General features: G+C 65.7%; 22 protein-coding genes. 21 read left to right on the top strand and 1 reads right to left on the bottom strand.

The window, feature by feature from the left end; genetic code table 11:
* Position 1 precedes the first annotated feature (1 nt).
* The 12 genes from nuoL to BLR19_RS03025 all read left to right on the top strand — a co-directional run bounded on the left by nuoL (position 2) and on the right by BLR19_RS03025 (position 13,228).
* On the top strand, positions 2-2,089 hold the full coding sequence (gene nuoL / locus BLR19_RS03080) for an NADH-quinone oxidoreductase subunit L (RefSeq protein WP_091747069.1): 2,088 nt from the start codon (positions 2-4) through the stop codon (positions 2,087-2,089).
* A gap of 4 nt (positions 2,090-2,093) precedes the next feature.
* Entirely contained in the window at positions 2,094-3,578 is a 1,485-nt protein-coding gene (locus tag BLR19_RS03075; protein ID WP_091747066.1) for an NADH-quinone oxidoreductase subunit M, read from the top strand.
* A 9-nt stretch (positions 3,579-3,587) separates the two neighbouring features.
* The gene (gene nuoN, locus BLR19_RS03070; protein ID WP_091747064.1) at positions 3,588-5,030 is read left to right on the top strand and encodes an NADH-quinone oxidoreductase subunit NuoN; all 1,443 of its coding nucleotides are present in this window, start codon (positions 3,588-3,590) and stop codon (positions 5,028-5,030) included.
* Between the two features lie 4 nt (positions 5,031-5,034).
* Positions 5,035-5,784, top strand: a complete 750-nt coding sequence (locus tag BLR19_RS03065; RefSeq protein ID WP_091747062.1) for a biotin--[acetyl-CoA-carboxylase] ligase — start codon at positions 5,035-5,037, stop codon at positions 5,782-5,784.
* Positions 5,781-6,560 (top strand): type III pantothenate kinase, encoded by a 780-nt coding sequence (locus BLR19_RS03060; protein WP_055809093.1) that lies wholly within the window; start codon positions 5,781-5,783, stop codon positions 6,558-6,560. The genes BLR19_RS03065 and BLR19_RS03060 overlap by 4 nt, the downstream gene beginning before the upstream one ends.
* Entirely contained in the window at positions 6,561-8,234 is a 1,674-nt protein-coding gene (locus tag BLR19_RS03055) for a ribonuclease J (protein ID WP_091747059.1), read from the top strand. It begins immediately after the preceding gene.
* Positions 8,235-8,290: 56 nt separating this feature from the next.
* On the top strand, positions 8,291-9,199 hold the full coding sequence (locus BLR19_RS03050; RefSeq protein ID WP_091747055.1) for a hypothetical protein: 909 nt from the start codon (positions 8,291-8,293) through the stop codon (positions 9,197-9,199).
* 40 nt (positions 9,200-9,239) lie between these two features.
* Positions 9,240-9,578 carry a DUF3088 family protein gene (locus BLR19_RS03045; protein ID WP_091747052.1) on the top strand — a complete coding sequence of 113 codons (339 nt, stop codon included), beginning with the start codon at positions 9,240-9,242 and terminating at the stop codon, positions 9,576-9,578.
* Between the two features lie 9 nt (positions 9,579-9,587).
* On the top strand, positions 9,588-9,854 hold the full coding sequence (locus BLR19_RS03040) for a DUF1467 family protein (protein ID WP_091747049.1): 267 nt from the start codon (positions 9,588-9,590) through the stop codon (positions 9,852-9,854).
* A 77-nt stretch (positions 9,855-9,931) separates the two neighbouring features.
* Entirely contained in the window at positions 9,932-11,248 is a 1,317-nt protein-coding gene (gene proS, locus BLR19_RS03035; protein ID WP_091747045.1) for a proline--tRNA ligase, read from the top strand.
* Positions 11,245-12,531, top strand: a complete 1,287-nt coding sequence (locus BLR19_RS03030; protein ID WP_091747043.1) for a lipoprotein-releasing ABC transporter permease subunit — start codon at positions 11,245-11,247, stop codon at positions 12,529-12,531. The genes proS and BLR19_RS03030 overlap by 4 nt, the downstream gene beginning before the upstream one ends.
* A complete protein-coding gene (locus BLR19_RS03025; RefSeq protein WP_091747040.1) occupies positions 12,524-13,228 on the top strand; it encodes an ABC transporter ATP-binding protein in 705 nt (234 codons plus the stop codon). Before BLR19_RS03030 ends, BLR19_RS03025 begins: the two co-directional genes overlap by 8 nt.
* Before the next feature lie 15 nt (positions 13,229-13,243).
* Here the strand turns inward: BLR19_RS03025 and msrA are convergent, their stop codons facing one another.
* Positions 13,244-13,867 carry a peptide-methionine (S)-S-oxide reductase MsrA gene (gene msrA / locus BLR19_RS03020; protein WP_091747037.1) on the bottom strand — a complete coding sequence of 208 codons (624 nt, stop codon included), beginning with the start codon at positions 13,865-13,867 and terminating at the stop codon, positions 13,244-13,246.
* Between the two features lie 385 nt (positions 13,868-14,252).
* Between msrA and dnaE the strand changes: the two genes are divergently transcribed.
* The 9 genes from dnaE to dxr all read left to right on the top strand — a co-directional run bounded on the left by dnaE (position 14,253) and on the right by dxr (position 24,825).
* Positions 14,253-17,717 (top strand): DNA polymerase III subunit alpha, encoded by a 3,465-nt coding sequence (gene dnaE / locus BLR19_RS03015; RefSeq protein WP_091747035.1) that lies wholly within the window; start codon positions 14,253-14,255, stop codon positions 17,715-17,717.
* An 87-nt stretch (positions 17,718-17,804) separates the two neighbouring features.
* On the top strand, positions 17,805-18,401 hold the full coding sequence (locus BLR19_RS03010; protein ID WP_091747032.1) for a DUF4142 domain-containing protein: 597 nt from the start codon (positions 17,805-17,807) through the stop codon (positions 18,399-18,401).
* Positions 18,402-18,627: 226 nt separating this feature from the next.
* Complete coding sequence (gene rpsB / locus BLR19_RS03005) at positions 18,628-19,491, top strand: 30S ribosomal protein S2 (protein ID WP_017503967.1); 864 nt, start codon at positions 18,628-18,630, stop codon at positions 19,489-19,491.
* A 111-nt stretch (positions 19,492-19,602) separates the two neighbouring features.
* Positions 19,603-20,544 (top strand): translation elongation factor Ts, encoded by a 942-nt coding sequence (gene tsf / locus BLR19_RS03000; protein WP_091747029.1) that lies wholly within the window; start codon positions 19,603-19,605, stop codon positions 20,542-20,544.
* 128 nt (positions 20,545-20,672) lie between these two features.
* The gene (gene pyrH / locus BLR19_RS02995) at positions 20,673-21,407 is read left to right on the top strand and encodes a UMP kinase (protein WP_039247423.1); all 735 of its coding nucleotides are present in this window, start codon (positions 20,673-20,675) and stop codon (positions 21,405-21,407) included.
* A gap of 38 nt (positions 21,408-21,445) precedes the next feature.
* Positions 21,446-22,003, top strand: a complete 558-nt coding sequence (frr, locus tag BLR19_RS02990; RefSeq protein WP_091747026.1) for a ribosome recycling factor — start codon at positions 21,446-21,448, stop codon at positions 22,001-22,003.
* Positions 22,004-22,040: 37 nt separating this feature from the next.
* The gene (gene uppS / locus BLR19_RS02985; RefSeq protein ID WP_091747023.1) at positions 22,041-22,814 is read left to right on the top strand and encodes a polyprenyl diphosphate synthase; all 774 of its coding nucleotides are present in this window, start codon (positions 22,041-22,043) and stop codon (positions 22,812-22,814) included.
* A complete protein-coding gene (locus BLR19_RS02980) occupies positions 22,814-23,632 on the top strand; it encodes a phosphatidate cytidylyltransferase (protein WP_039247425.1) in 819 nt (272 codons plus the stop codon). Before uppS ends, BLR19_RS02980 begins: the two co-directional genes overlap by 1 nt.
* Complete coding sequence (gene dxr / locus BLR19_RS02975) at positions 23,629-24,825, top strand: 1-deoxy-D-xylulose-5-phosphate reductoisomerase (RefSeq protein ID WP_091747020.1); 1,197 nt, start codon at positions 23,629-23,631, stop codon at positions 24,823-24,825. Before BLR19_RS02980 ends, dxr begins: the two co-directional genes overlap by 4 nt.
* The last annotated feature ends 6 nt before the right edge of the window (positions 24,826-24,831 follow it).

The raw sequence follows: 24,831 nt of genomic DNA, 5'->3' as shown, positions 1-24,831 counted from the left end.
CGTGACCTTCCATACCCTCGTCATTCTCGGGATCTTCGCCCCGCTGCTGGGCGCGGCCATCGCCGGCTTCTTCGGACGCCGGATCGGCAATATCCCGTCGCAGGCCGTCACGACCGGCCTGTTGTTCTTCTCGTGCGCCGTAGCCTGGACAGTGTTCGGCCAATGGACCTGGGGGCATATGGAGCCCTTCACCATTCGCCTGGCGCCCTTCATCAATGTGGGCGACTTCCAGTCGGCCTGGTCGATCCGCATCGACGCCCTGTCGGCGACCATGCTGATCGTGGTCACCAGCGTGTCGTCGCTGGTTCACCTGTATTCCTGGGGCTACATGGCCGAGGACGACAGCCGGCCGCGCTTCTTCGCCTATCTGTCGCTATTCACCTTCATGATGCTGGCGCTGGTGACGGCGGCCGACTTCATGCAGATCTTCTTCGGCTGGGAAGGCGTGGGCCTGGCGTCCTATCTGCTGATCGGCTTCTGGTTCAAGAAGCCGACGGCCAGCGCCGCCGCCATCAAGGCCTTCGTCGTCAACCGCGTCGGCGACTTCGGTTTCGTGCTGGGGATCATGACGATCTTCTGGATGTACGGCACCATCAACTTCGCAGAGCTGTTCCCGCTGATCGCCACAAAGGCCGGCACGACGTGGGAGTTCCTGGGCGTCCAGTGGTCCGCGCTGGATCTGGCCGGCTTCCTGCTGTTCATCGGCGCCATGGGTAAGTCGGCCCAGTTCTTCCTGCACACCTGGTTGCCGGACGCGATGGAAGGCCCGACCCCGGTGTCGGCGCTGATCCACGCCGCGACCATGGTCACCGCCGGCGTCTATATGGTCTGCCTGCTGAGCCCGATCTATGAGTATGCGCCGGGCGCGTCGCAGATCATCGCCATCATCGGCGCGATCACGGCCCTGTTCGCCGCCACGGTCGGCCTGACCCAGAACGACATCAAGCGGGTCATCGCCTATTCGACCTGTTCGCAGCTGGGCTATATGTTCTTCGCGGCGGGCGTCGGCGCCTATCAGGCGGCCATGTTCCACCTGTTCACGCACGCCTTCTTCAAGGCCCTGCTGTTCCTAGGCGCCGGCTCGGTGATCCACGGCATGCACCACGAGCAGGACATGCGGAAGATGGGCGGCCTGTGGAAGCTGCTGCCGGTCACCTATGCGGTGATGACCATCGGCACCATCGCCATCACCGGCCTGGGGATCCCCGGCGTCGGCGGCTTCGCCGGCTTCTACTCCAAGGATTCGATCATCGAGAGCGCCTATGCCTCGGCGGCCTCGGATCACTCGGCCATCGGTCTGTTCGCCTTCTTCGTCGGCATCATCGCCGCCGGTCTGACGGCCTACTATTCGTGGCGCCTGGTCTTCATGACCTTCCACAACAAGCCGGTATGGAAGGATGAGGGCGACGCCCATCATGCTGACGACCACGCTTCCCACGCCCAGCTAGAAACCCATTCCGAGCCGGTCGGCGATCATCACGACGATCATGCGCATGACGACCATGGTCATCACGGCCCGCTGAAGCCGCATGAGAGCCCGCTGGTCATGCTGATCCCGCTGATCCTGCTGTCGGTCGGCGCCGTTGCGGCCGGCTTCGTCTTCGCGCCGCACTTCATCGGCCACCACGAGGGCGAGTTCTGGCGCGGCGCGATCTTCACCGGCGCGAACAACCACGTCCTGCACGAAAGCCACGACGTTCCGACCTGGGTGAAATGGTCGCCGCTGATCCTGACGCTGATCGGCACCGCCTTCGCCTATTGGATCTACGTCGCTCGCGAGGGCATGGGCCGTCGCATGGCCGAGCGGAACGGCGTCATCTACCGCTTCCTCTATAACAAGTGGTATTTCGACGAGCTGTACGACTTCGTCTTCGTGCGCGGCTTCCGCGCCATCGGGAACTTCTTCTGGAAGATCTGCGACGTGAAGATCATCGACGGTCTGGGCCCGAACGGCGCCGCCTGGGTGTCGCTGAAATCCGCCGCTCGACTGGGCAAGATCCAGTCCGGCTATGTCTATCACTACGCCTTCGTGATGCTGCTCGGGGTGGCTGGTCTGCTCACCTTCGCCATCCTCGCGTGGGGAGCCTGATCTCGTGCCCTACATCCTGAGCCTCGTTACATTCCTGCCCCTGGTCGGGGCCCTGGCGATCTTCGCCGCCCGGCTGACGTCAAAGTCGGCCGATGCGACCGCGCCGGCCGCGCGCTGGATCGCCTTGATCACCACCCTGGTGACCCTGGCGGTGTCGGTCGTGCTGGTCGCCGGCTTCGATCCGGCTGACACCGGCTATCAGTTCGTGGAGATGGTCCCGTGGTTCGCGGGCGCCAGCTATCATCTGGGTGTCGACGGGATCTCGATCCTGTTCGTGCTGCTGACGGCCTTCCTGATGCCGATCTGCATCCTGGCCAGCTGGAAGTCGGTCGAGACGCGCGTCGTCGAATATATGATCGCCTTCCTGGTGCTGGAGACGCTGGTCATCGGGGTGTTCACCTCACTGGACCTGTTCCTCTTCTACATCTTCTTCGAAGGCACCCTGGTCCCGATGTTCCTGATCATCGGCATCTGGGGCGGTCAGAACCGCATCTATGCGGCCTACAAGTTCTTCCTCTACACCCTGCTGGGGTCCGTCCTGATGCTGCTGGCCATGTTGTGGATGGCGCATGAGGCGGGCACCACCAGCATTCCCGAGCTGAAGCGTTTCGCCTTCGATCCGGCCGTCCAGCCGATCCTGTGGCTGGCCTTCTTCGCCTCGTTCGCGGTCAAGATGCCGATGTGGCCGGTCCACACCTGGCTGCCCGACGCCCACGTTCAGGCGCCGACGGCCGGTTCGGTTATCCTGGCGGGCATTCTGCTGAAGCTGGGCGGCTACGGCTTCATCCTGTTCAACGTGCCGATGTTCCCGATGGCGTCGGAAATGTTCCGGCCGCTGGTCTTCACCCTGTCGGTGATCGCCATCGTCTACACGTCGCTGGTCGCCTGGCGTCAGACGGACATCAAGAAGCTGATCGCCTATTCGTCGGTGGCGCACATGGGCTTTGTGACCCTGGGCATCTTCGCCGGCAACGACATCGGCATGCAGGGCGCCATCTTCCAGATGATCAGCCACGGCCTGATCTCGGGCGCCTTGTTCCTGTGCGTCGGCGTCGTATACGACCGGATGCACACCCGCGAGATCGCCTTCTACGGCGGCCTGACGTCGAAGATGCCTTGGTTCGCCGCCATCTTCCTGATGTTCACCATGGCCAACGTCGGCCTGCCTGGCACCTCGGGCTTCATCGGCGAAGTGCTGACAATGACCGGCGCCTACAACGCCTCGACCTGGGCGGCGCTGGTCGCGGCCTCGGGCGTCATCTTCTCGGCGGTCTATGCCTTGACCCTGTACCGCGCGGTCATGTTCGGCGAGATCACCAATCCGAAGCTTGAGACCATCACCGACATCGACAAGCGCGAACTGCTGCTGTTCGTGCCTCTGATCGTCGGCACCATCTGGCTGGGGGTCCATCCGGCCTCTGTCCTCGATTACACCGGGCCTGCCGTCGAGGCCCTGACCAGCGCGTATCGCGCCGCGATCGGCGGGTGAGACTTACAGATGCCTGATCTATCCTCCGCCCTGCATCTCGCCGCCTCGGAAGTCACCCTCGCGGTCGGCGCCCTGGTCCTGCTGATGGTCGGCGCCTTCATGGGCGACAAGAGCGCCCGTCTGGTCTCGATCCTTTCGGTCCTGCTGCTGATCTCTGCGTCGGTCATTTCGATCGTCGGACCGTGGGGCGTCGCCTTCAACGGCGCCTATGTCGCCGATCCTCTGGCCATCTACGCCAAGAGCCTGATCTATCTGTCGGCCGCCGTGGCGGTCGTGCTGGGCGACGGCTGGATGAAGCGCACGCGCATCGCCAAGTTCGAATATCCGGTCCTGATCGTGCTGGCCTCGGCCGGCATGGGGATGATGGCGTCCTCGGGTGACCTGATCTCCATGTACGTCGGGATCGAGCTGCACTCGCTGGCGCTATATGTGCTGGCGGCCTTCCACCGCAACGACGTCAAGGCGTCGGAAGCGGGTCTGAAGTATTTCGTCCTGGGCGCCCTGTCGTCGGGTCTGCTCCTGTATGGCGCAAGCCTGATCTACGGCTTCGCCGGTTCGATGCGGTTCGAGGACATCGCCGCCGTCGCCGCGGACAACCCCGGCCCGGGTCTGGTGTTCGGCCTGGTCTTCCTGATCTGCGGCCTGGCGTTCAAGGTATCGGCCGCGCCGTTCCACATGTGGACGCCTGACGTCTATGAGGGCGCGCCGACGCCTGTCGTGGCCCTGTTCGCCACGGCGCCCAAGGTTGCGGCCATGGTGCTGATCGCCCGCGCGTTGGAAAACGGTTTCGGCGACGCCCACGCTCAATGGTCGCAGGTCCTGATCGCCATCTCGCTGATCAGCTTCGTCGTCGGCGCTTTCGGCGGTCTGGCGCAAAAGGACATCCAGCGCCTGCTGGCCTATTCCTCGATCGCCAACATCGGTTACGCGCTGCTGGGCATTGCGGCGGGCACGGCCGAGGGCCTGCAGGCCATGCTGATGTTCATGACGCTGTATGTCATCGACCAGCTGGGCTTCTTCGCCATCCTGCTCAGCCTGTCCAAGTCGGGCCGTCCGATCCGCCGCATCGCCGATCTGGCCGGCCTGAAGAAGGATCGTCCGCTGACGGCCGTGGCCCTGACCATCCTGTCGCTGTCGGTCCTGGGCATGCCGCCGTTCTCGGGTTTCTGGGGCAAATACTATGTGTTCGGCGCCGCTGCCGATGCAGGACTGTGGCCCGTCGCGGCCGCCGGTCTGGTCGCCTCGGTCGTCGCCGCCTTCTACTATCTGCGCATCCTCAAGCTGATGTGGTTTGATGCGCCGGTGGATGACATCGCCACAGACGCCGCCCCGGTCGAGGCGAAGTGGATCGGCTGGGCCTGCGCCGCCTTCGCCTTCCCGTTGGTCATCGTCGGTCTGACGTGGCTGGAGCCGCTGACCAAGGCTGCGAGCGCCGGCTTCGGGAACGGGTAGGGCGTTGGCGCCCGTCCCACTGGTCATCCTCGACGAGATCGACTCGACCAACGCCGAGGCGCGCCGCCTCGCCGAGGCCGGAGAGGCGGGCCCGCGCTGGATCGTGGCGCGCCGCCAGACCGCCGGTCGCGGTCGGCGGGGTCGCAAGTGGGACACCGATCAGGGCAATCTGGCCGCCACCCTTCTGATCACCACGCCCAAGTCGGCGGCGGAGGCGGCCCAGGCCACCTTCATCGCGGCTCTGGCCGTCGCAGACCTGCTGGACGTCTTCGTCTCGCCCGCGCTCGTTTCGATCAAATGGCCCAACGACGTCCTGCTGGACGGGGTCAAGGTTTCGGGCATCCTGGTCGAATCCGGCCGGCATGCGAACGGCGACCTCTGGCTGGCGGTCGGCATCGGCGTGAACCTTGCCCATGCGCCCAAGGGCACCGAACGGGGGGCGACGTCGGTTGCCGAACGTCTGCGCGCCGACCTGGCCTATGTCCCGCCGATCGAGGCCGCCGCCGAAATCCTGGCCGAGACTTTCGCCGTCTGGTGGGGGCGCTGGCAGACGATGGGCTTCGAGCCCGTGCTCGACGCCTGGACCAGCCACCTGACGGGCCTCAACGGACCGTGCGTCGCGCGACTAGATAACGAGACGATCGAGGGACAGGCCGAGGGCGTGGAGCCGGATGGCGCCCTGCGCCTGCGTCTGGCCGACGGTTCGGTACGTTTGATTTCCGCGGGCGATGTCTTCTTCGGGAAAGCCGCCTGATGCTTCTCGCCATCGAGCAGGGCAACACCAATACGCTGTTCGCGGTCCACGACGGCACGGATTGGATCGCCCAGTGGCGCGCCGCGACCGAGGCCAGCCGGACAGCCGACGAGTACGCCGTCTGGCTGAATCAGTTGATGGTGATGAAGGGGCTGAAGTTCGACGCGCTCGGCGGCTGCATCATCTCCAGCGTCGTGCCGCAATCGATCTTCAATCTGCGCAACCTGGCGCGGCGCTATCTGAACATCGAACCCCTGGTCATCGGCGAGAACGCCGAGCTGGGCATCGAGGTGCGGATCGCCAAGCCCAGCGAGGCGGGCGCCGATCGTCTGGTGAATGCGGTGGGCGCCTCGCTGACGTATCCCGGCGACCTTCTGCTGATCGACAGCGGCACGGCGACGACCTTCGACATCGTTTCGGGCGACGGCGCATTCGAGGGCGGTCTGATCGCGCCCGGCATCAATCTGTCGCTTCAGGCCCTGCATGAAGCTGCCGCCAAACTGCCGCGCATCGCCATTCAAAAACCCGAACACGTCATCGGCAAGGGCACGGTCGAGGCCATGCAGTCCGGCGTTTTCTGGGGCTATATCTCGTTGATCGAAGGCCTGGTCGGGCGCATCAAGGCGGAGTGGGGCAAGCCCATGACGGTCGTCGGCACCGGCGGGGTCGCCAGCCTGTTCGAAGGCGCGACCGACAGCATCGATCACTTCGATCCCGACCTGACTATTCGCGGCCTCCTCGAAATCTGGCGTCGTAACGCCCATTTGACTGATTGAATGAAAAAGCAAACCCAAGACGAACTCGTTTTCCTGCCGCTCGGCGGCTCGGACGAGGTCGGTATGAACCTGAACGCCTATGGCTTCGGCCCAGAGGCGAACCGTGAATGGCTGATCGTCGATGTCGGCGTCACCTTCGGCGACCTGTCCACACCCGGCGTGGATGTGATCGTGCCGGATCCCACCTTCCTTGAGGGTGAGAACATCAAGGGCATCGTGCTGACCCACGCGCACGAAGATCACATCGGCGCCCTGGGCTGGCTGTGGCCGCGCATCAAGGCGCCGATCTACGCCACGCCCTTCACCGCCTATCTGATCCGCGACAAGCTGCGCGAGCGCGGCATTCTGGACGAGGTCGAACTGATCGAAGTGCCGCTGGGCGGGACCGTGGACATCGGCACGTTCGGCGTGACCTTCGTCAACATGACCCACTCGATCGCCGAGCCCAGCGGCCTGGCCATCGATACGCCGCTGGGAATGGTGTTCCACACCGGCGACTGGAAGATCGACGACCAGCCGGTGATCGGAACCAAGACCGACGCCCCCGTCATCCGCGCCCTGGGCGACGAAGGCGTGCTGGCCATGGTCTGCGATTCGACCAATGTCTTCGTGCCGGGCGTCGCCGGGTCCGAGGGCGATGTCGCCGTCGCCATCTCCAAACTGATCGCCAGCCTGAAGGGGCGTGTTGCGGTCGGCTGTTTCGCCTCCAACGTCGCTCGTATGGACAGCGTGATCCGTGCGGCCGAGGCCTGCGGGCGTCGCGTGGCCCTGGCCGGCCGGTCGATGCACCGGATCACGGCGGCGGCCAAGCACGTCGGCATGCTGAAGGACGTGAAGCCCTTCCTGTCGGACGAGGAGGCCCGCGTCTGGCCGGCCGATCAGATCCTGTATCTGTGCACCGGCAGCCAGGGTGAGGCGAGGGCGGCGCTGTCGCGCGTCGCTGACGGCACCCACCCGGTCGTGAAACTGGGTCTGGGCGACCACTGCATCTTCTCGTCGCGCCAGATTCCGGGCAACGAGCTGGCGATCGGCAATCTGCAGGACCGGCTCGCGGACCGCGGCGTGCGTCTCTATACCGAGAAGGATCACCCGGGCATCCACGTCTCGGGCCACCCCTGCCGTGACGAGCTGAAGCAGATGTACGAATGGGCCCGGCCGCAGATCGCGGTGCCGACCCACGGCGTGCGTCGCTTCCTCTTGGAACACGCCAATCTGGCCAAGGACATGGGCGTTCCCGAAACGGTGACGCCGCGCAACGGCGACATGGTCCGCCTGGCCCCTGGCCCAGCCAAGATCATCGACGAGGTGCCGAACGGCCGCCTCTATGTCGACGGCGGCATGCTGGTGACCGAGCAAGGCGAGGCCCTGAAGGAGCGTCGTCACGCCTCGGCAAACGGCGTGCTGATCGTCAGCTTTGCCCTGGACAAGCGCGGTCGCATCGCCAGCGACATCGACATCCGCAGTGTCGGCCTGCCCGGCGATACGGCCACGCCGCTCGGCGATGCGCTGGACAAGCTGGCCGAGCGTGTCGAACAGGTGGTCAAGGGCCTGAAGGGCGATGCGCTGGACGATGAAATGGTCATCGAACAGGCTGTCGCTCGCGTGCTGAAAAAGGCCAGCCAGCAAATCTGGGATCGTCGTCCCATCGTCGAGACGGTCGTCCTGCGCGTCTGATGCAACCTTGACCGTTTGGGCGCATTGGTCGTGCGCCTGAACGGTCGGGGAAACGCATGTCGAAAAAGCCTGCCCGTGCGCGCCGCCTGCTGGAGCGGATTCGGCACGCCCGTCATCCGCTGCGCGGTTGGCGGCGGTGGGCGGTGATTGCGGGGCAGGGGCTGGTCGGCTTCGTCGCCCTGTTCGCCGTCGTCAATCTGGTGCTCAGCCTGTCGACGTTCCGGGGCGAAGATCCCCTGGCGCGGACGGTTCACGAGCTGCGCGTGCTGTGGTTCAGCCCGCCCGACGGCCAGCCGATGTCGCCGACTGCCTTTCCGACCGTCTATGGCCGCGATCTGGGACCAGCGCCCGACACCGCCGCCATCCATGCCTATCTGGAGCGCGAGGCGGAGGACGGCGTCTTTCTGCTCGACCACGTCATGGTCGATCGCATCCTGAAGCTGAACGGCCGGATCGATGCGCGCAGCGTGCCGTCGGGCGTCTATGTCGGCGCCCATGCCCTGGGACCGGACGGTATACCTATGGTGCCGGTGACCAAGTTCATGGCGCAATATCTGTTGTTTCCGCGCCATGCCTACATTCTGGTCGTGCCTGAGAGCGGGCCGGCCATCGCCTTCTCCGCCAGTCAGAACGCCGAGTTCGGCATCGACATTCATCCCGAACGCCTGTCGGCCGAGATCGCGCCGTTCGATCCGAACGCCTATGACTTCCCGAGTTCGGGCGAGGCGCTGCACGAGATGACGCGCATCACCAACGACCCGGCGCGCGTCGCGACGGCCGTCGAAACGTTGAAGGGCGCCCAGGCTCGCCTGGCGCAGGAGGGTCTGACCTACGGCCTTCTGGCGCCCAACTCAAACACCGCTGTCGGCTGCGTGCTGCAAGGCGCCGGGGCGATCACGCAGCAGGCGCGCTCTTCGATCCTTCTGGCGTTACGGGCGCCGGGGTTTGGCGCATCGTGCGAATAGCGGTCGCGCCGACGGCCTCAACTCGGATATATCCACGCCGATGACCGAGCGACTCTTCCTGCTGAACCCTGACTGGCACGACGACCAGGGCGGTCCGTGGTTCTGCCCGCCCGGCGCCTATATCGAGGGTGTCCTGGCCTTCTATCCTCAGCTTCGCGACGCGCTGGACGTCGTCTATCTGGACCATACGCGCCCGCGCCAGCCGGTCATCGACCAAGTCGGCGAGGCGCATCAAAGCTGCCCCATCCTGATCCTGGACGGCGAGCTGGATTGGCCCGAGGCCGAGGTCAGCGAAACGACCGGCCGGCGCTTCCTTCAGGATCACGCCATCGCTCCCTATCTGGCGGCCCGCTACGGCGTCGGCCGGCCCCATCCCTAGAGGTCCGTCATGCCTATCGGCGTCTTCACCATGGTCGGCATCTACATCATCGCCTGGTGGACGGTGCTGTTCGCCGTTCTGCCGCTGGGCACGGCTAGCGAGACGCACGAGCCGCCGACCGACGGCTCACAATGGGGCGCGCCCAAGACGCCCAATCTGAAGAAGAAGTTCCTGACGACCACCTGGGTCTCGGCCCTGGTCTGGATATTCGTCATGGTCCTGATCTTCACGGGCTGGCTGCCCCTGCCGAACTTCGCCAGCGGCCCGGCTGTCTAAACGACGCATCGGCCTAGCTTTCGCCCCGTCCGAGCGGCTAAAGCCTTGTTCCGTCTCTACGCCTAGGATTCCCGACCATGCGCCTGTCGCGCTTTTTCCTGCCCACGCTGAAGGAAGCTCCTTCGGACGCCCAGATCGTCTCGCACCAGCTGATGCTGCGCGCCGGCATGATCAAGCAGGAGGCCGCCGGCATCTACGCCTGGCTGCCGCTGGGTCTGAAGGTGCTGCGCAAGATCGAGCAGATCGTGCGCGAGGAACAGATGCGGGCAGGGGCCGTCGAACTGCTGATGCCGACCCTGCAATTGGCTGATCTGTGGCGCGAGAGCGGCCGCTATGACGCCTACGGCCCCGAGATGCTGCGGATCACCGACCGGCATGAGCGCGAACTGCTGTACGGACCGACCAACGAGGAGATGATCACCGACATCTTCCGGGCCTATGTGAAGTCCTACAAGTCGCTGCCGCTGAACCTGTTTCACATCCAGTGGAAGTTCCGCGACGAGCGCCGTCCGCGCTTTGGCGTGATGCGGGGGCGCGAGTTCCTGATGAAGGACGCCTATTCCTTCGACGTGGACGAGGCCGCGGCCCGCGTCGCCTACAACCGCATGTTCGTCGCCTATCTGAACACCTTCGCCCGCATGGGCCTGAAGGCCGTGCCGATGCGTGCCGACACCGGCCCCATCGGCGGCGATCTGAGCCACGAGTTCATCGTCCTGGCCGAAACTGGCGAGAGCGAGGTCTTCTGCGACCGCAAGCTGGTCGAGATGCCCGCGCCCGGCGACGACTTCAGCCCGGAGGCCGTCCAGGCCGTCTTCGACGAACGCACCGCCCTCTACGCCGCCACCGAAGAGATGCACAATCCGGCGCAGTTCGAGGCGAAGACCGCCGAGGGCGACCGCCTGTCGGCGCGCGGCATCGAGGTCGGCCACATCTTCTACTTCGGCACGAAATACTCCGCCCCGATGAAGGCCAAGGTCGCCGGTCCGGACGGTCAGGACGCCGAGGTCCACATGGGCAGCTATGGCGTCGGCGTGTCGCGTCTGCTGGGCGCCATCATCGAGGCCAGCCACGACGCCGACGGCATCATCTGGCCCGACGCGGTCGCGCCTTTCGACGTGGTCGTGATCAATCTGCGCGCCAATGACGAGGCCGTCTCGGCCGCCTGCGAAGACGCGGTGGCCCAGCTTGAAAAGCTCGGCAAGGACGTCCTCTACGACGACACCGACGAACGTCCCGGCGGCAAGTTCGCCACCGCTGACCTGATCGGCGTGCCGTGGCAGCTGACCATCGGTCCCAAGGGGCTGGCGGACGGCGTGGTCGAACTGAAACGTCGCGCTACTGGCGAGAAGGTCTCCGTGCCGCTCGCCGAAGCTATCGAAAGGCTGACCGCTTGAGCCTGCCGTCTCGTCCGTCCGGCGCCTTCTCCTCGTGGGAGATCGGCCTGGCCCTGCGCTACCTGCGCGCCAAGCGCAAGGAAGGCGGCGTCGCCACCATCGCTGTAATCAGCTTCATCGGCATCATGCTGGCCGTCGCCGTGCTGATCAGCGTGATGAGCATCATGTCCGGCTTCCGCAGCGAACTGCTGGGCCGCATGCTGGCGTTCAACGGCCATATGTATGTGCAGGGGCAGGTCCTGACCTCGCCGGATCGCGAAGCCGCCCTTAAGCGCATCCAGGCCGTGCCGGGCGTGGCCAGCGCCAGTCCGCTGAACGAGGCCCAAAGCCTGATCCGCGTCGGCAGCTATACGACCGGCGCCATCGCCAAGGGCATCCGCCCTGAGGATCTGGCCAAGACCCAGTATGTCTTCGACAGCTTAAGCCCGCAGGAGCGCGCCAGCTTCGGCAAGGGGCCCTATGGCGGCGACCGCATTCTGGTCGGCGCGGCCTTGGCCAACTCCATGGGCCTGCGCGTCGGCGATCCTGTGACCCTGTATTCGCCGACCGGGGCCGACAGCGCCTTCGGCAACCTCGGCGGGCTCGAAAAGACCTATTTCGTCGGCGGCCTGTTCCGCTCGGGCGCCGCCGATTACGACCGGGCCTTCATCTTCATGCCGCTGGAGCAGCAGCAGCTCTTCTTCGGCAAGGAAGGGGTCTGGGACGCAATCGAGATCAAGGTCGATGATCCCGATCAGGTCGGCGCCCTGACCGCCGCCATCCGCGACGCCGCCGGTCCCGGCTCGGTCGTCAGCGACTGGCGCGAGCGCCTCGCCGCCTTCTACGGCGCGCTGAAGGTCGAACGGGTGGCCATGAGCATCATCCTGGGCCTCGTCGTCGCCATCGCCGCCATGAACATCATCTCCGGCATCGTCATGCTGGTGAAGAACAAGGGGCGCGACATCGCCATCCTACGCACCATCGGCGCCAGCCCCTCGGCGATCCTGCGCGTCTTCTTCATGGCCGGCGCCATGATCGGGGTCGCGGGCACCATCGCGGGCCTGGTCCTGGGTCTGCTGTTCTGCTGGAACATTGGTTCGATCCAGCATTTCCTAGAGTTCGTGCTGCAGACCAAGCTGTTCGATTCCGACGTCTATATGCTGGACGCCATCCCGGCCCTGGTCGATCCGGTGGACGTGACCTGGGTGGCCTTCTGGTCCCTGTTGATGAGCTGTATCGCCAGCCTGCCGCCGTCCTGGAACGCGTCTCGCATCGACCCCGTGGAGGCGCTCCGCTATGAGTAACGCTCCCATCCTTTCGGCGTGCGGCCTGACCCGCACCTACGACACCGCCCAAGGCGGTCTGACCGTGCTGAAGGGCGTGGATCTAGACGTCTATCCCGGCGAACTGGTCGGACTGATCGGACCGTCGGGCTCGGGCAAGTCGTCGCTGCTGCACGCCGCCGGCCTGTTGGAGAAACCCACCAGCGGCACGGTCGCCATCGACGGCGAACAGGTCGGCGATCTGGACGAGCGCGCCCGCACGCGTTTGCGCCTGGGCCGGATCGGCTTCGTCTATCAGTTCCACCACCTGCTGCCCGAGTTCGACGCGCGCGACAATGTCGCCCTGCCGATGCGGATCGCCGGCGTGTCCCAGGACGAGGCGCGCAAACGCGCCGAGGTCACGCTGACGGCTCTGGGGCTAGGCGAACGCCTGACGCACCAGCCGGCCCAGCTGTCCGGCGGTGAACAGCAGCGCGTCGCGATCGCACGGGCCCTCGCCAACGGCCCACGCCTGCTGCTGGCCGACGAGCCGACCGGCAATCTGGATCCGACCACCAGCCAGTCGGTGTTCGAATCCCTGCGCAACCTAGCAAAGACCACGGGCGTCGCCGCCCTGATCGCCACCCACAATATGGAGCTGGCTGGCCATATGGACCGCGTCTTTGCGCTGAAGGACGGCCATCTGGAACAGCGCGAGGCCCAGAGCCACGCCTACTGAGCCAATGCCGATCGATCAGCTGACGGCGGCGTCGCCCCAGATCGCTCTCAGGCGTTCGGGGCGTCGGCATCCGATCCGGTAGGCCTGATAGCTGGCGGCGTGGCGCTTGGCGTAGTTCTGGTGCTCCTCGCCCGCCGGCCAGAACCGCTGGGCGCCGACGACCGGCGTAGTGAAGCTTTTCCTCAACACACGCATCGCCGCATCGCGCGAGGCGACGGCGTCCGCGCGCTGGGCTGCTGTCGCAAAGACGGCGGATCGATAGGACGGCCCCTGGTCGCAGAACTGACCGTTCGGATCGGTCGGGTCGATGGTGCGCCAATAGCGGTCGACCAGGGTGCGATAGCTGACCACGCGCGGATCGAAGGTCACCTGCACCGCCTCCATATGGCCGGTGCCGCCGCGCACCACCTGTTCATAGGTCGGGTTGGCGGTATGGCCGCCTACGAAGCCCGATACGGCCGAGCGCACCCCCGGCACGTCATCGAATGCTTTTTCTTCCGACCAGAAGCAGCCGCCGGCGAAGATCGCGGTCTGAAACGCCGTCTGCGCTTCGGCCTGACGGGCCAAGGGCGTGCCGATCGCCAGCGCAGCGACGGTCAAGGATGCAACGGCGGCGAGGGCGGTCGAGCGAAGGGACATGGTCTCATCTCCTGTTGCAATGACTACGATGGCGACCCGCAATCGGTTTCACTAAGAACGACTTGACCGGAACAAAACGCCAACATAGAACATTAGCAGAACATATCGGATGTCTCGGAGCCAAGGTCATGCCGCGTTTGATGAGGGATATGCTGTCGCTGGCGTCGTGCGGCGGTTTTGTTTGGATGGTCTGGACCGTGGCGATCAGCGTCACCGCCTGAGATCAGACGAATTAGACACTTTAGACGGTCTTTTTTCGAGGACCGTCCGAAGCCAGCGATCCACAGCCGATCCATGGGGCGACCGGTTTGCGATGGCCGCGCGCCGCCCGATATGAGACTCAGGGTAGAGTAGGGCTCTTCAGCGGGCCAGGGTCGAAGAAGGCGTGAACGAGCCGGTGAACAGTCAGGGTTTTGTCCATCTGCGGGTCCGCTCGGCCTATTCGCTGCTGGAAGGCGCGATCAAGGCGGCCAAGGTCGGCAAGCTGGCGGCCGACGCCGGAATGCCGGCGGTCGGGGTGGCGGACAGGGCCAATCTGTTCGGCGCGCTGGAGTTCAGCCAGACGGCGAAGGATGCGGGCGTTCAACCGATCGTGGCCTGCGCCCTGCCGGTCTTCGGGATCGGCGGCCAGATCAACGCCCGCTGGGCCAAGGTTCCGACCGTGGTTCTGCTGGCCCAGGATACGGCCGGGTGGCTGAACCTGTGCGCCCTGTCGTCATCCGCGTATCTGGACGCCGGAGAAATGGCCGAGCCGGGCGTGGCCTGGGAGCAGGTGGTCGCCCGCTGCGAAGGCCTGATCCTGCTGTCCGGAGGCCCGGACGGCCCGGTCGATCCGCTGTTCGCCCAAGGCAAGAAGGCCGAAGGCGCCGCTGCTCTGGCGGCGATGAAGGCGGCGTTCGGCGACCGCTTCTACGTCGAGCTGCAACGCCACGGGCTTGAGGACGAAAAGCGCGCCGAGCCGGGGCTGGTCGAATGGGCCTACGCCAACGACGTGCCGCTGGTCGCCACCAACGACGTCTATTACGCCAAGGCGGCGCAGGCCAAATCGCACGACGCCCTGCTGTGCATCGCCGACGGCGCCTTCACCGGACAGGAGGATCGCCGTCGCATCACCGGAGAACACTGGTTCAAGCCCGCCGCCGTCATGCGCGAGCTGTTCGCCGACCTGCCCGAGGCGTGCGACAACACCATCGACATCGCGCGGCGCTGCGCCTTCCTGGTCAATACGCACGCGCCCATCCTGCCGCGGTTCGATACCGGGGCCGGGCGCTCCGAGGCCGATGAACTGGCCCACCAGGCGCGCGAGGGGCTGAAGGTCCGCCTGGCTGAGGTCACGCCGGCCGTGCCCGAAGAGGAGTACTGGACCCGCCTGGAATGGGAGGTCGGGATCATCCAGCAGATGGGGTTCCCCGGCTATTTCCTCATCGTGTCGGACTTCATCAAATGGGCCAAGACCCACGGCATTCCCGTGGGGCCGGGGCGCGGCTCCGGGGCCGGCTCGCTGGTCGCCTGGTCCCTGACCATCACCGATCTAGACCCGTTGCGGTTCGGCCTGCTGTTCGAGCGGTTCCTGAACCCCGAACGCGTCTCCATGCCCGACTTCGACATCGACTTCTGCCAGGAGCGGCGCGAAGAGGTGATCGACTATGTTCAGGACCGCTACGGCAAGGACCGGGTGGCCCAGATCATCACCTTCGGCACCTTGCAGGCGCGGGCCGTGCTTCGCGACGTGGGCCGGGTGCTGCAGATGCCGCTGGGTCAGGTCGACCGGCTCTGCAAGATGGTGCCGAACAACCCGGCTGCGCCCGTCACCCTGGCCCAGGCCATCGACATCGAGCCACGCCTGAAGGAGGCGAGGGACGCGGAGCCGGCGGTGAAGACCCTGCTGGAGACCGCACTGGAGCTGGAGGGGCTATACCGCAACGCCTCGACCCACGCCGCCGGCATCGTCATCGGCGACCGGCCTCTGACGGAACTGGTGCCGCTGTATCAGGATCCGCGCTCCACCATTCCGGCGTCCCAGTTCAACATGAAATGGGTCGAGCCGGCGGGCCTGGTGAAGTTCGACTTCCTGGGCCTGAAGACGCTGACGGTGCTGGATCGGGCGCGTGGCTATCTGGAACGGCGCGGCGCAGCCAGGGACTGGAACAGCTTGCCGCTTGATGACGCGCGCACCTATGAGCTGATGGCCTCTGGCCAGACGGTCGGGGTGTTCCAGCTGGAATCCCAAGGCATGCGCGACACCCTGCGCAAGATGCGCTGCGGCTCCATCGAAGAGATCACTGCCCTGATCTCGCTTTATCGGCCGGGGCCGATGGAGATGATCGACACCTATATCGACCGCAAGTTCGGACGCGCCGAGGTCGATTACCTGCACCCCAGCCTGAAGGAGGTGCTGACCGAAACCTACGGCGTCATCATCTACCAGGAGCAGGTGATGAAGATCGCCCAGATCCTGGCGGGCTACAGCCTGGGCGAGGCCGACCTGCTGCGCCGGGCCATGGGCAAGAAGAAGAAGGAGGAGATGGATTTCCAGCGCCTCCGCTTCGTCAAGGGCGCCGCCGAGAAGGCTGTGCCGGAGGCGCAGTCCGGCTCCATCTTCGATCTGGTCGCCAAATTCGCCGGATACGGCTTCAACAAGTCTCACGCCGCCGCCTACGCCCTGATCTCGTTCCAGACGGGGTGGCTGAAGGCCAATCAGCCGGTCGAGTTCTTCGCGGCGTCCATGAGCCTGGACTTGTCGAACACCGACAAGCTGGCGGTCTTCTATCAGGACGCCAAACGGTTCGACGTGCCGGTCCTGGCGCCGGACATCAATCGCTCGTCGGCCGACTTCGACGTGGCCTGGGACGACGACAAGGGGGCGGTGCTCTACGCCCTGGGCGCGATCCGAAACGTGGGTCTCGAGGCGATGAAACACGTCATCGAGGTACGCGAGACGGGCGGGCGGTTCGCCGACATCTTCGACTTCCTTGAGCGCGTCGATCCGCGCAGCGTGAACAAGCGCGCGCTGGAAGGTCTGGCCAAGGCCGGCGCCTTCGACAGCATCCACCCCAACCGGCGTCAGTTGCTGGAACAGGCCGACGTTCTGATGGCCTATTGCCAGAGCGTGGCGGCCGAACGCGCCTCGTCGCAGGTGTCATTGTTCGGCGGCGACCAAGCCCATGCCGCGCGCCCGCGCCTGAAGAGCGTCGAGCCCTGGGTGGGGCCAGAGCGGCTGGATCACGAACTGTCGGCGGTCGGCTTCTATCTGTCGGGCCACCCGCTGGACGAGATGACCTCAGCCCTGAAGCGCAAGCGCGTCACCTTCGTCGCCGAAGCGATCCCGCTGGCTGAGTCCGGCCATGAAGCCTTCCAGATGGCCGGCGTCGTGCGTCGCAAGCAGGAGCGGGCCAGCGCGCGGACCGGCGAGAAGTTCGCCTTTGTCACCTTCTCGGATCCGACCGGCGAGTTCGAATGCCTGTTCCCGCCCGAACAACTGCGCAAATGCCGCGAGGTGCTGGAGCCCGGCGCCTCGGTCATGGTGCGGGTGCGCGCCAAGTCGTCGGAGGGGGAGGTGCGCTTCTTCGGCGACGACGCCTCGCAAATGGACAATCTGCTGGACGACGCCAACATCGGCCTTCGCATCCATGTCTCGGCCCGCAGCGCGGACGCCGAGGCTCTGAAGGCGCGGCTGGAACGGGCGCGATCAGGCGCGATCGGCAAGGGCGGGGAGGTGTCGCTGATGATCGCGGGCCTCGATCAAGGACGCGAGGTCGAGGTCAAAATTCCGGGCCGTTATCGCCTGGACGGCGCCTTGCGCGGCGCGCTGAAGTCAGCGCCGGGCGTCGTCATGCTGGAGGACGCCTGAGCCCTGTTGGATATGGCCAAGTTTCTGATTTTTCGGAACCTCACGGACGCGTGATGGGTTTGGTCAGTCCATAGGGAGACTGTTCCAATGAAATATCTCGCCATCGCCAGCGTCGCCTCGCTGGCCCTTCTCGCCGCCTGCAACCAGGGTGGCGACAGCGCCGCCCAGAACACCGGCGAAGCGGTCAACGCCACCCAGGACGCCACGTCCGGCGTCGTGGGCCAGACGTCGGCCATGACCATGGGCGCCAACACCGTCGACGGTTTCGTCACCGGCCTAGGCACCGGCAACATGTATGAGCTGGAAGCTGCTAAGATCGCTGCCGCCAAGTCCAAGAACGCCGACGTGAAGGCCTTGGCCGCCATGATCACCAAGGATCACACCGCCGCCGGCGAGAAGCTGGCCGCCGCCCAAGCGACCGCCGCGCCGAACGTCGCCATCCCCACGACGCTGGACGAACGCCGCAAGGGTCTGATCGACAATCTGAACGCCGCGACGCCGGACGACTTCGACAAGGTCTATCTGGACCAGCAGGTCGCCGCCCACAACGAGACGCTGACGCTGCTGAACGGCTTTGCCGACAACACCGAAGCGCCCGCCCTGGCCAGCCTGGCGCGCGAGCTGGTGACGCCCGTCACCGCACACCGCGACCGCGCCCGGACCCTTCTGGACGCGATGAAGTAAAAGCAGCCGTCGCATTGCTGACCAAAGGCGGTTCCGAAAGGGGCCGCCTTTTCCGCATTTGCAGGGCTGCGCTTGCTATTGCGGCCCATCCGGCCTACATGGCCCCCGCATTTCGCAACGCGGGTGAGGCGCGCTTGGGGGAGACATCCCGATCCGCACCATTCCGAGGGTCTTTAGACCTTTAATCCCCCGCGCCACGTTTGATCGGAAAAAGGACTGAACGATCATGGCTCTGCCTGAATTCTCGATGCGCACCCTGCTTGAAGCCGGCGCTCACTTCGGCCACCAGACGCACCGCTGGAACCCGAAGATGGACCGCTACATCTTCGGCTCGCGCTCGAACATCCACATCATCGACCTGTCGCAGACGATGCCGCTGTTCCACCAGGCTCTGGTGGCCGTGCGTGAAGTCGCCGCCAAGGGCGGTCGCGTTCTGTTCGTCGGCACCAAGCGCCAGGCCGCAGAGCCGGTCGCGGAAGCCGCCAAGCGCTGCGCCCAGTACTACATGAACAACCGTTGGCTCGGCGGCACGCTGACCAACTGGCGCACCGTTTCGGGCTCGATCGCTCGCCTGCGTGAGCTGGAAGGCATTCTGGAAAACGGCGGCGAAGGCCGCGTCAAGAAAGAGCTGCTGAACCTGCAGCGCGAGAAGGACAAGCTGGAACTGTCGCTGGGCGGCATCAAGGACATGGGTTCGATCCCGGACATCATGTTCGTGATCGACACCAACAAGGAAGCGATCGCGATCCAGGAAGCCCGCAAGCTGAACATCCCGATCATCGCCATCCTGGACACCAACTCGGACCCGGACGGCATCACCTATCCGGTCCCCGGCAACGACGACGCCGCCCGCGCCATCCAGACCTACTGCGACCTGATCGCCGACGCGGTCCTGGACGGTCTGGCCGCCGGCGCTTCGGCGTCGGGCATCGACCTGGGCGCTTCGGAAGCTCCGGTCGAGCCGATGCTGCGTGAAGCCTCGGCCCCCAAGGCTGAAGCCGAAGCCGCGCCGGCCGGCACGGAAGGCGCCGCCGCCGAACTGGAAGCCGCTGCTGAGCCGGCTGCCGAAACCGAGAAGGCCGAGGGCTGATCGCCCGCCGGGCGGCGTTCGCGCTCTTGAGCGCCGCCTGACGAACTGACACACGGCCGGGCTAAATCAGTCCGGCCGTTCCCACATACGAAATCCCCCAAGGAGAAGAACATGGCCGAGATCACTGCCGCCCTCGTGAAGGAGCTTCGCGAGCGTTCGGGCGTCGGCATGATGGACTGCAAGAAGGCGCTGGTCGAAAACGACGGCAACATCGAAGCAGCAATCGACTGGCTGCGCGCCAAGGGCCTGTCCAAGGCCGCCAAGAAGGCCGACCGCGTCGCCGCTGAGGGTCTGGTCGCCGTCGCGTCGAAGGAAGACGGCAAGGGCGAAGTCGCCGCCGCCATCGAGTTCAACGCCGAAACCGACTTCGTGGCTCGTAACGAGCTGTTCCAGAACGCCGCCAAGTCGTTCGCCCAACTGGGTCTGGAGCACCACTCGGTCGAGGCCCTGCACGGCGCCGAACTGGAAACCGGCAAGACGGTCCAGGACGAAGTGACCAACATGATCGCCACCATCGGCGAGAACATGCAACTGCGCCGCGCCGCCCGCCTGTCGGTGTCGGAAGGCGTCGTCTCGACCTACGTCCACAACGCGGTTTCGCCGGGCGTCGGCCGCATCGGCGTGCTGGTGGCCCTGGAAGGCGAGGGCGACAAGACCGCGCTTCGCGAACTGGGCCGCAAGATCGCCATGCACGTCGCCGCCACCGCGCCGCTGTCGCTGAACACCGACGACCTGGACCCCGCCGCCATCGAGAAGGAACGCGCCGTTCTGATCGAAAAGGCCAAGGAAGAAGGCCGCCCGGAAGCCATGATCGAAAAGATCGTGGAAGGTCAGATCAACAAGTTCCAGAAGGACGTGGTGCTGTCCAAGCAGCCGTTCGTCATGGATCCGGACGTAACCATCGAACAACTGGTCGCCAATTCGGCCAAGGAACTGGGCTCCTCCAACCTGCACCTGGCCGGCTTCGTCCGCCTGGCGCTGGGTGAAGGCGTCGAGAAGGTCGAAGGCCCCGACTTCGCGTCGGAAGTCGCCTCCATGATGGGCGGCAACTAAAAAAACATTCCCCTCATTCGTGAGGGTTTTGTATCAGAAGGGCGCGTTCGGCTTTGATGGCCGGCGCGCCTTTCGTCTATAAGAAGCCGCCTGATTCAATGGCGCCGCAGTCAAACGGACCTTCCCGCATGCCCGACGCCCCCTCGACCTTCCGCTACAAGCGCGTCCTGCTGAAGGTTTCGGGCGAGGTGCTGATGGGCGACCAGTCGTTCGGCGTCGATATGAAAACGGTCGATGCGGTGGCCAAGGCCGTCGCGGATGTCGCGGCCGAGGGCGTGGAAATCTGCCTGGTCATCGGCGGCGGCAACATCTTCCGCGGTCTGTCCAAGGCGGCGGCCGGCATGGAGCGCGCCCAGGCCGACTATATGGGCATGCTGGCGACCATCATGAACGCCCTGGCCATGCAGTCGGCGCTGGAGAAGATCGGCGTCTCGACCCGCGTGCAGAGCGCCATTCCGATGGCGGCCATCGCCGAACCCTACATCCGCCGGCGCGCCCTGCGGCACCTTGAAAAGGGGCGGGTCGTGATCTTCGCCGCCGGCGTGGGCGCACCGTTCTTCACCACGGACTCGGGCGCGGCGCTGCGTGCGGCGGAAATGGGCTGCGACGCCCTGCTGAAGGGCACCAGCGTGGACGGGGTCTACACCGCCGACCCGAAGAAGGATCCCGACGCGACGCGTTACGAGACCCTGTCCTATCAGGACGTGCTGGCCAAGGATCTGCGGGTCATGGACGCCTCGGCCATCGCCATGATGCGCGACACGGGCATCCCGATCGTGGTCTTCTCCATTCGGGAAGACAATTCGCTGCGCCGGACCCTGACCGGCGAAGGCACGTTCACGGTCATTCAGGACGTCGTCTGACGTTCGCCTGACCAGGAAAGACAAGAGAGACCAAGACCATGGCAAAGCCTGACCTCAAGACCTATCGCGACCGCATGGATCGCTCCGTCGCCGCCCTGAAGGAAGAGTTCAGCGGTCTGCGCACCGGCCGCGCCAACGCCGGCCTGCTGGAGCCCGTGCGGGTCGAAGCCTACGGCTCGGCCTCGCCCCTGACCGCGGTCGCCGCGATCAGCGTGCCCGAGCCGCGCATGATCAGTGTCAACGTCTGGGACAAGGGCATGGTGGTCGCCGTCGAAAAGGCGATCCGCAACGCCAATCTGGGCCTGAACCCGATCGTGGACGGCCAGACCCTGCGCATTCCGGTGCCGCCCCTGACCGAGGAACGCCGCAAGGATCTGGTCAAGTTGGCCGGCAAATACGCCGAGCAGCAGAAGATCTCGGTTCGCAACGTCCGCCGCGACGCCAACGACGACCTGAAGAAGGCCGAGAAGGCCGGCGAGATCAGCCAGGACGAGCAGAAGAAGATGGAGACCGAGGTCCAGAAGGACACCGACGCGGCCATCAAGCGCATCGACGAGACCTTGAAGACCAAGGAACAAGAGATCATGCAGGTCTGAGGCGAAACGGCTGGGTCCGGAAGGGATCGCACGACAGATGACGGCAGACCGCGCCGCGCCTTCAGGCCAAAGCCCAGACAAGCAGGGTCACGACGGCCCGCGCCACGTCGCCATCATCATGGACGGCAATGGACGCTGGGCGAAGGCGCGCGGTCTGCCGCGCGCTCTTGGTCACCGCGAAGGCGTCCAGGCGCTGAAGCGCACGATCCAGGCGGCGCCGGATCTGGGCATCGATTGCCTGACGGTGTTTGGCTTCTCGACCGAGAACTGGAGCCGTCCCGAGGACGAGGTGTCGGACCTGATGGGGCTGGTGCGGTCCTACGTCGCCAGCGATCTGGCCCGGCTGACCAAGGCCGGCGTCCGGCTGAAGATTCTGGGGCGACGCCAGGGACTGCCGGCCGATATCGCCGCCATCATCGAACGGGCCGAGGCCCAGACCGCTCATAACGATCGATTCCTGTTGCAGGTCGCCTTCAACTACGGCGGTCGCGCGGATCTGGTGGACGCGGCGCGTCGCCATATGGAGCGGGTGCTGGCGGGCGACACGGTCGAGCCTTTCAACGAGGCGATCCTGACGGCCGGGCTGGCCACGGCGGGGTCGCCGCCGCTTGATCTGATCGTCCGCACGTCGGGCGAGCAGCGGCTGTCGAACTTTCTGTTGTGGGAGGCGGCCTACGCCGAGCTCGTGTTCCAGGACATTCTGTGGCCCGACTATGGCCCCAAGGCCTTGGCTGAGGCGATCTCGGCCTTTGGTCAGCGCGACCGCCGTTTCGGCGGACGCGTGGTCGCGCCTGAGCGCGCGACGGCCTGATGGCGGTCAAGGGTAGGGATATCGCCCTCAGGGCTGCGTCCGCCGTCGTGCTGGCGCCCGCCGCGGTCGCTGCGACGTGGGGCGGCGGCGTGTGGTTCCTGGCCCTGATGATTGTGGCCAGCGTCGTCCTGGCGTTCGAATGGGCGGCGATGAGTGCGCCGCATGCGCGCCGCGTCATGGGCGGCGCGGTCAGCTTCGGCGTCGTGGCGGCGGTGATCAGCGCCCATTTCGGGGCCATGTCCGTCGCCTTCATCATGTTGGTGTTCGGCGCGGTCGCGGCCGGGGTCTATGCCCGTAGTCGAGGGCAGGAGGCGCTGGATGCCGCCTACGGCGTACTCTATCTCGGCTGGCCTTCGGTCCTGCTGATCTGGCTGCGCGACGTCGACAGCTTGATCGGGCTGCACTGGACCGTGCTGGTCTTCGCCGTCGCCTGGTCGGCCGACATCGTGGCCTATCTGGCGGGATCCACCTTCGGCGGACCCAAGCTGTGGCCGCGCTTCTCGCCGAACAAGACCTGGTCCGGGTTCATCGGCGGCGTTGCGGCCGGCGCGGTTGCGGGCGCCGTCATGACGGCCTGGGTCAATATGGGGGCCTTGAGCGTCGTCTGGGGGGCAGTGCTGGGCTTTGCCGCGGCCTTGGCGACCATGGCGGGCGACCTGTGGGAATCGGCGCTGAAGCGACGGTTCGGGGTCAAGGATGCGGGGAACACCATTCCGGGCCACGGCGGCCTGCTGGACCGCGTCGATGGTTTGATGTTCGCGGTCGTCGTCGTCGCGGCGGGCCGACTGATCGTCCTGATGCTGGAGCGTGGGGCGTGATCCGGCGTCGCATCACCGTGCTTGGCGCGACCGGATCGGTCGGCGCTTCCACGCTGGACCTGATGGCTCAAGCCGAGGCGACGGGCACAGGCGCGTTCGAGGTTGAGGCCCTGACGGGCGGCGCCAATATCGCCAAACTGGCAGAGCAGGCCAAACGTTGGCGGCCCAAGCTGGCCGTGACGGCGGATCCGGCGCGATTGGACGAACTGCGCGACGCCTTGTCCGGCACGGACGTCGCTGCCGCCGCCGGCGACGCCGCCGTCGTTGAGGCGGCGACGCGACCTGCCGACTGGATCATGGCGTCCATCGTCGGAGCGGCGGGTTTGAAGTCCGCCTGGGCGGCGGCGGGAACGGGCGCGACCCTGGCGCTGGCCAACAAGGAAAGCCTGGTCTGCTGCGGCCCCGCCCTGATCGAGCGGGTTAAGCGGGCAGGGGGGCGCTTGATCCCCGTCGATTCCGAGCACTCCGCCATCTTCCAGGTGTTTCCGGCCGAAGCGCCTGAGCGGGTGGCCAAGCTGATCCTCACCGCATCGGGCGGGCCTTTTCGCAATACGCCGCGCGAGCAGATGGTCGCCATCACGCCGGAACAGGCCGTCGCCCACCCCAACTGGAGCATGGGCGCCAAGATTTCAGTCGATAGCGCCACCATGGCCAACAAGGGCCTGGAGATGATCGAGGCGGCTTATCTGTTCGATATGCCGCAGGATCGGATCGACGTCGTGGTGCACCCCGAATCGATCATCCACAGCCTTGTGGAATATGTGGATGGTTCGACGCTGGCTCAGATGGGGCCGCCGGATATGCGCACGCCGATCGCCTGCGCCCTGGCCTGGCCGGATCGGATCGCGTGGCCGGCGCCCAAGTTGGATCTGGCTGCGCTGGGTCGGCTGACGTTCGAAGCGCCCGATCTGACGCGCTTTCCCGCCCTCGATCTGGCGCGTCAGGCCCTGAAGGCGGGCGGCGCGACGCCGGCCGTGTTCAATGCCGCCAACGAGGTCGCCGCCTTCGCCTTCCTTGACCGCAAGCTGGCGTTTCTCAATATTGCCGCAGTCGTCGCCGAAACCCTTGAGCGTGCGACGAAAGCGGGGATGGCTTTCGGTTCTGGAGACGCCTGCGGCGCGGCCCTCTCGGTCGATGCAGAGACGCGTCGAATGGCCGAGAGCGTCATCGCTGGCCTTGCGAATGCGGCCTGACAGCAG

It is taken from the genome of Brevundimonas sp. 374, assembly GCF_900102995.1.
In the GTDB taxonomy this organism is placed as follows: domain Bacteria; phylum Pseudomonadota; class Alphaproteobacteria; order Caulobacterales; family Caulobacteraceae; genus Brevundimonas; species Brevundimonas vesicularis_C.
Note: the sequence above shows the minus strand (reverse complement) of the source record. Positions and strands in the feature narration are given on the sequence as shown.